Here is a 6,527-nt window from a genome sequence, read left to right on the forward strand (position 1 = left end):
CAGTTATCAGTTATCAGTTATCAGTTATCAGTTATCAGTTATCAGTTATCAGTTATCAGTTATCAGTTATCAGTTATCAGTTATCAGTTATCAGTTATCAGTTATCAGTTATCAGTTAGTAGCTTGTTAATCAACTTACCCAGCAAAAACCTCATTCTCTAGTTCTCCTGAGAGGGGAAAGTTGAAAAATTTTCCCTACCCACCACACCTCATACCCTGTCTCAATTTCAATCTGTTTGTCAAGCCATTAGCTATATTCTCACCCATTTTAAGGCTTTTGGGTCTTTATCGTAACGATAATTAAAACCATCTTTGGCAGTAATGATTTTACCTAAACTGGCACGACTCCGGACGTTACTTAAAGAATAGTCAGTTAGGGACTGCATTTGTTGATGGGACAAACCTTCGGCTATTTCAGAAACTCCTGCAATTTCCGCATCATGCTCAGTTTTAACCTCAAACAAAGGCTCTATTTTTACCGCCGAAAAATCTTCTGATTTTTTTGACATCATGACCATGTCATTAACTTTTTTGCGCTGATAATCTTCTACAGTTGACAGGTGCCAATGGGAATTTTCTGTTAACTCTAAGACCCATCGATGATAATTAAATAAACTTTCCCGATGACCAACACTAATAAAAGTGGTTTCACTTTCCTGTAATTGCCGATATAAACTGGCTTCATTGGCCAAATCTAAAGCACTGGTTGCTTCATCTAAGATAGTAAAGGTAGGTTTAGTGATTAATAGTCGAGCAAAAGCTAATCTTTGTTGTTCTCCGAGGGATAAAATCTGTTCCCAATTGACTTCTTTATCTAAGCTATTTTTGTCAGTTAATAAATGTTGAAGATTGACTTTTTTTAAGATATTTTCTAATTCTTCATCGCTCAGCTGCTCATTGGTATGGGGATAAAGTAATTGCTGGCGTAAACTGCCAAGGATAATATAAGGACGTTGGGGTAAAAATAACATTTTAGCTAAAGAAGGACGTACTAAACGACCACTACCCGCTTTCCATAAACCGGCGATTGCTCGTAACAAGGAACTTTTTCCTCGACCACTGGGCCCAATAATCAGTAAACTTTCTCCCAAAGGGACAGAAACCGATAAATTCTCCACAATTACCTTTTCATAATCGGGAGTTTGTAGGGTAAAATTTTCAAAAGCTATACGCTCATCTTCCAGGGTGGTAATACGACTTAAGTTTTTCGGCTCTTCACTGGCAACTTTTAAGGCATCTGTCAAAGTGGCTAACCGCTCAATATAACTTGAAACTTTACCCGATGTTCCCCATTCAGTAATTAATTGTCCCAAGGCATTAGAAAAAAGAAAACAGCATAAACTAGCTTGACTAATTTCTCCATAATCGATTTCGTTTTTAATAAACATCGGGGTCAAAATAAACATTGAAAATACACTAATCGCTGACTGATAACCTCGATTAAAAAGATTATTAAACCGTTCCCAATTTATCAGTTTTTCCGAGCTTTTAATAAGCCGTTCAAAACGACCTTCAATGATTTTTTCTTCCTGCTCTTCTCCCTGAAAAAAAGCAATTGATTCGGCGTGGTTACGCACATGGGTTAAAGCATAACTATAATCCGCCTTATCATTAAGCTCCGATTGATTAATTTTGTTTAATTCTTGAGTTAGATAAATTGCTATTAAATTTCCTGCGATCGTATAAATTATTAAATAAACCGCAATTTGTGGGGAAATTGTCCAAAGAATGATCGCAAAAGTAATCATTTGTAACCCTTTTTCCATGAAGGTGATTAATAACCTTAGGGTCATGGTCGTAATTGGTTCAATTTCTTGAGATAATCTTTGATCGGGATTTTTTAAGTTTGAGGTAAAATCAATGTTGTAATAAGCGCGATCATTGAGATATTTTTTAACGGTTTGTTTCGTTAACCACTTATACCAATCCAATGCCACTCGACGACGAATAAATTGAGAAAAAGCAAATAACCCCGTTGTTCCTATAATCAACAAACTGGATAACCACAGCGTATTGAGATATTTAGAAAGGTCTCTATCTTCAATAATAATATCGAGTACATAACGATTCCAGTAGCTACTAAAAGCTTCTACCCCGACTGTTGCCAAGATACTTAAAAGAATCAAAGCTGACATTCCCCAAGAAATGATCACATCTCCAAAGGCGCGTCCATTTAACTCCGTTGGATACCAATAGGGTTGAGCCACAATTTTTAGGCTTTCCCAAAATTGACCAAATAGTGAAAAGGGATTCTTGGCGGACTGGTCGGACACAACAGGGTTTTCCGTTGCTTGTTTAGTAGTATATTGGGGCATCTAGATCCAATTGGCAGTTCTTTTACTGTTCTCTTGACAACTCGCTATCATATTTTAGCGGCAGAATTACCTCTTGTTGTCTTTTGGTAACATTTTTATCTCGAAGACGAAAGTGACCTATGATCCGGTCGTTGATGCTCTCAAAATCACCTTAAGTCATCTGCCGAAATGCTCAGGAGCGGATGGACAATCCGCAGTCTTGTGAATATTCGATTCTGACGACTAAACCGGAATTAGTCGCCACTTACCCGATCGCAGTCTCTCAGAATACTGCCAGCTATGGCGGGAAAGCTCTGAGATAACTTTAAGAACTACTTGACCCACTTTTGTTACTGTGGCACTTTAGATGCTGTTTACTGTTTACTGATCACTGAAAAACCCCCATCTCTCAATCTCCGTCATCCTCAAAATGATTAGCTAACAGGAATTTTCGACTGGTATTCAACTCTTGCCAAAGCTGGTTAATTTTCTCGTAAGCTTCCGTGGAGGTAAGCTTTCCCCCAGTGTGTAAACCAGCGATAAAAGAGACTCTCAGGGCGAATTCCTGCAAATTAGCGTTAAAAACTAAATTTTGTGGCGTGAATAAACCCCTGTAGCTGGTTTTAGGGTAGAGAAAGTTATCTTTAGAATTGAATTTTTCCATTGTGACCAACCCCCCAGTATAGGATACCTAAATTATTATATTATTTAACCTTTTGTTAACTTAAGCTTAACCTAAGAATTTAACCCTGTCCCTAGATTCTAGGAAAGTAGCTGCTGAACTTGATTAGCCGCCGCTATCCCAGAAGTTAAGGCCGTTTCTAGGGAAGAATTTCTCGATAAATCTCCCCCTTGACACCAATCACCACAGGCAACTAGAGGTAAAGGACTACTAACACTTAAACAGGGTACAGCTAAACCCTGACGGACTAAAGCATAACGCCAACGGTGAATCTGAGACCAATCCGGGAGAGGCAAAGAAGCACGAGCGAGCAAATCTAGCTTAACTGCTTCTAAATCCTCGCTATCGAGATATTTAACCGCAAAATCTCCACTACTATGCACAACAAAGACATAATCAGGGGATGATTGCCGTTTACTACTATCAAGTCCTAACCAAGCGATAGCGGTGGAGGGAGCAACTGCGGGTAAAGAAGCGCCATAACCCGCCATTACCGTTAAACAGGGATCGTAAACGATTGATCGCAATTCTGGCATAGTAGTTATATGAGAGTTTTCTAACAATAACGCTGCTTGCGGGGCGGGAATAGCTAGGACAATCACCGAAAACTCCCCCCGAATTTGACCGTTATTGTTTAAAACCCATTTTTCCTGACGATTTTCCAGACGAGTAACCAGAAAATCTCGTTCAATTTCTAAACCTTGAGCTAAAAATTTCGCCACGCTATTGATGCCAGAAGGAGCAACATAGCTAGAATCAAACCAAGAAGTAACTATATTCTCTCTCAGGAGATTATCAATTAAAGCCGCCGTTTTTTCGCCCTGAACAGTCAAAAAAGGCAAGCCATGATCCACAGCCATCTCTTGATTAGCTCGATTAACCCGTCGCGTGGCTAAACGACCACCAATGCCTCTAGACTTATCAAATAGCTTAACAGTATAACCTCGATCGCACAACTGACGAGCGCAGGTTAACCCGGCTAAACCCGCACCAATGATCCCAACCTTAATCGAAAAATTTGTCACTAGCCTTCCTAATCCTGTGAACCCTTGAGTTAATATTAGTAGTAATCAGCACTAGCGAAACTAAGTTGATTATTGGGGCTGAGGAGGACAAACCACATTGGACGAACTACGCACAGCTTTGGAGTTAGCCACCGAGGAGGAACTACAGCAAATCACTAACATCCTCTTTTGCCGTCGTTTTAACCCTCTCGATTATCTACGAGCGCCGGACGCAATCGCCGTTCAAAGTCAAGATTGGGATAGTTGGTTAGATAGCGTCGAGGATCGTTTTCGTTACTTGGCTGCCGATGGTGTGACAGTATTAAAAGGTCAAACCGAAAAAGTTAGTTATCGTCAAATTCTCGTCCGTGTCTGTCATTTCCTCAAGGTTCCCTACTCCCAAAAAATGCCGACAACGGAAATTGAAGCGGAAATCTATCTTCACCTCGTTAACAAAGCTTGGAAACGTCTCCCCCCATCGGAACAAAAATCCCTCTCGATTCAAATTCAAAAGGCGCTCGCGGATTCCCACACTCCCCAACCCTTACCCGTTCACCTACAACACAATCCCCTCGATATAGTCCTCAAAGGCAGTAGCGTCATCGCCGTTAATTCTATCCTGAAACCGATTCTGCTCAAACATATCGCCGGGCAGTTCGCTCTCCATTTTGCCCGCTATCAAGGGGCAAAGACTGCCCTAGTCCAGGGTGGGGCAATTGCTAATCAAATCGCCCTACAAACGGCTAAACAGGGCATGACTAGGGCGGCAGCCCGCTACGGAGCGGTCAGAACCGTGTTAAGTTTGGTGGGACCGGCTTTATGGGGTTGGTTTATTGCTGATCTCGGTTGGAAGGCGATCGCCACTGACTACGGCCGGATTATCCCGACTATTTTTGCCCTTGCCCAAATTCGTCTGACTCGTGAGGATTGTTGGCAACCTGCCTAGCATGAAAAAGATTTTTTGTCAAGGGTGGGAGTGGAATTTAATACTTTTTTCAGTTTTTATCGCCCTGATCCTGCCGGAGTTAGCGGGTATCGGCATTATTATCGTCTTAATTAGGGTTTTTACCGGCAATTTTCGGGCAATTATCCAGTCACGTCTCAATCAAGGTCTCGGTATCGTCACTCTTTGGTTGATGATTAGTGCCAGTCTTTCCCCAACTCCGGGGGATGCTTGGATTGGTTTAGGAAATTTTCTGCCTTTTTTCTTCTTTTTTAGCAATATTCGGCAATTAATTAAAAAACCCTCTCAATTGCGTCAACTAGCTTGGGTGATGGTTATTCCCTCGGTTTGGGTAGTGGTGATGGGATGGGGACAGATTTTTCTCGGTTGGCAAAAACCGGAAGCATTAAAAGGGATTTTTACCTGGCCCTACGGGGTGGGGGGTGAACCTTTGGGGCGAATGTCTTCGGTTTTTATGTATGCTAATCTTTTGGGGGCTTATTTACTGATAACTCTGATTTTAGCCCTCGGTTTATTAATTCTAACTTGGCGGCAGTGGCACAGACAAAGAAATCGGAATTTAAATCTCAAAATCGGGTTTTTAACTTTAACCATATTTATCGATAGTGTAGGGCTATTTTTAAGCAATTCTCGCAATGCTTGGGCCTTAGCCTTTTTAGGGTGCCTAATTTTCGCCCTTTATCTGGGTTGGAATGCCTTAGTCGCCGGTTTTGTCCTCTTGGGGGGGGTGATTTCCCTCGCTTCTTGGGGACCAAATCCTTTAAGGGATAGTGTGCGTTTTTTGGTTCCTAAGGCGATTTGGGCGCGATTATCCGATGAAATGTTCCCCAATCGCCCTCTAGCTACTCTCAGATCAACTCAATGGCGTTTTACTCTAGAAATGACCCAAGAAAGACCCCTATTCGGTTGGGGATTACGCAGTTTCACACCTCTCTACGAAAAAAGTCAGGGATTATGGTTAGGTCATCCCCATAATTTATATTTGATGTTAATGGCAGAAACGGGAATTATCGGCTTAATTTTATTGTCTGTTTGGGTGGGTTGGATTTATGCCCAAGGGGTGCGTTTATTTATCTTTTTACGGCAACAAAAAGCCGGGGGTGAGTTGATTATCTTTACCTATCTGGTGGCCTTTGGTGCTTGCGTTTTATTTAATCTCGTCGATGTCACCCTCTCCGATGTCAAGATTAATACTATTGTTTGGCTTCTCTTGGCTGCCATTGCTGGGGTTAACCACAGAAACCAAAAACCTACCTAAAGCTTTTTAAAGTTACTCATTTCTGTAGCTAGATAACTAAAATAAGTAACTTTGGCGACCGATAGATTTTAAGAACGTTATCAGGTATGATCAAGATATGAAGCTAGTTGAACGTCATATTATCAGTCAAAACCATCCCTTATGGTCAGAAATCGATAATTATGCCTTTTTGTCAAAAAATTTGGGCTCTCTTGGATTTGGTGGGTAAAATGTATTCTAAGATACATTCCTCCTAGAGAGGGGGTGGAACGAACCACAAAGACACAAAGGACACAAAGATCGATCAATCCTATGTAAGTTAAACTTATCACACACAACCTAGAAG

Annotated in this window: 5 protein-coding genes; 2 read left to right on the forward strand and 3 right to left on the reverse strand. The window is 41.2% G+C overall.

Annotated features, from left to right (window positions below; all coding sequences use genetic code 11):
* Positions 1-251 precede the first annotated feature (251 nt).
* The 3 genes from IM496_RS15265 to IM496_RS15275 all read right to left on the reverse strand — a co-directional run bounded on the left by IM496_RS15265 (position 252) and on the right by IM496_RS15275 (position 4,001).
* A complete protein-coding gene (locus tag IM496_RS15265) occupies positions 252-2,315 on the reverse strand; it encodes an ABC transporter ATP-binding protein/permease (protein ID WP_287662434.1) in 2,064 nt (687 codons plus the stop codon).
* A gap of 388 nt (positions 2,316-2,703) precedes the next feature.
* Complete coding sequence (locus tag IM496_RS15270; protein ID WP_104395982.1) at positions 2,704-2,958, reverse strand: DUF7219 family protein; 255 nt, start codon at positions 2,956-2,958, stop codon at positions 2,704-2,706.
* 98 nt (positions 2,959-3,056) lie between these two features.
* Entirely contained in the window at positions 3,057-4,001 is a 945-nt protein-coding gene (locus IM496_RS15275) for an NAD(P)/FAD-dependent oxidoreductase (protein ID WP_287662436.1), read from the reverse strand.
* A 97-nt stretch (positions 4,002-4,098) separates the two neighbouring features.
* Between IM496_RS15275 and IM496_RS15280 the strand changes: the two genes are divergently transcribed.
* Both IM496_RS15280 and IM496_RS15285 read left to right on the forward strand, forming a co-directional pair.
* Complete coding sequence (locus tag IM496_RS15280) at positions 4,099-4,926, forward strand: YaaW family protein (protein ID WP_287662438.1); 828 nt, start codon at positions 4,099-4,101, stop codon at positions 4,924-4,926.
* Between the two features lies 1 nt (position 4,927).
* Positions 4,928-6,202, forward strand: a complete 1,275-nt coding sequence (locus IM496_RS15285) for an O-antigen ligase family protein (RefSeq protein ID WP_194017241.1) — start codon at positions 4,928-4,930, stop codon at positions 6,200-6,202.
* Positions 6,203-6,527: the final 325 nt, after the last annotated feature.

The organism is Microcystis sp. M049S2, from assembly GCF_020245625.1.
GTDB lineage: Bacteria > Cyanobacteriota > Cyanobacteriia > Cyanobacteriales > Microcystaceae > Microcystis > Microcystis ichthyoblabe_A.

What these genes read in the sequence shown, in the direction of transcription:
- IM496_RS15265 (WP_287662434.1), bottom strand. Translation starts at nt 2,315, where the DNA reads ATGCCCCAATATACTACTAAACAAGCAACGGAAAACCCTGTTGTGTCC.
- IM496_RS15270 (WP_104395982.1), bottom strand. Translation starts at nt 2,958, where the DNA reads ATGGAAAAATTCAATTCTAAAGATAACTTTCTCTACCCTAAAACCAGC.
- IM496_RS15285 (WP_194017241.1), top strand. Translation starts at nt 4,928, where the DNA reads ATGAAAAAGATTTTTTGTCAAGGGTGGGAGTGGAATTTAATACTTTTT.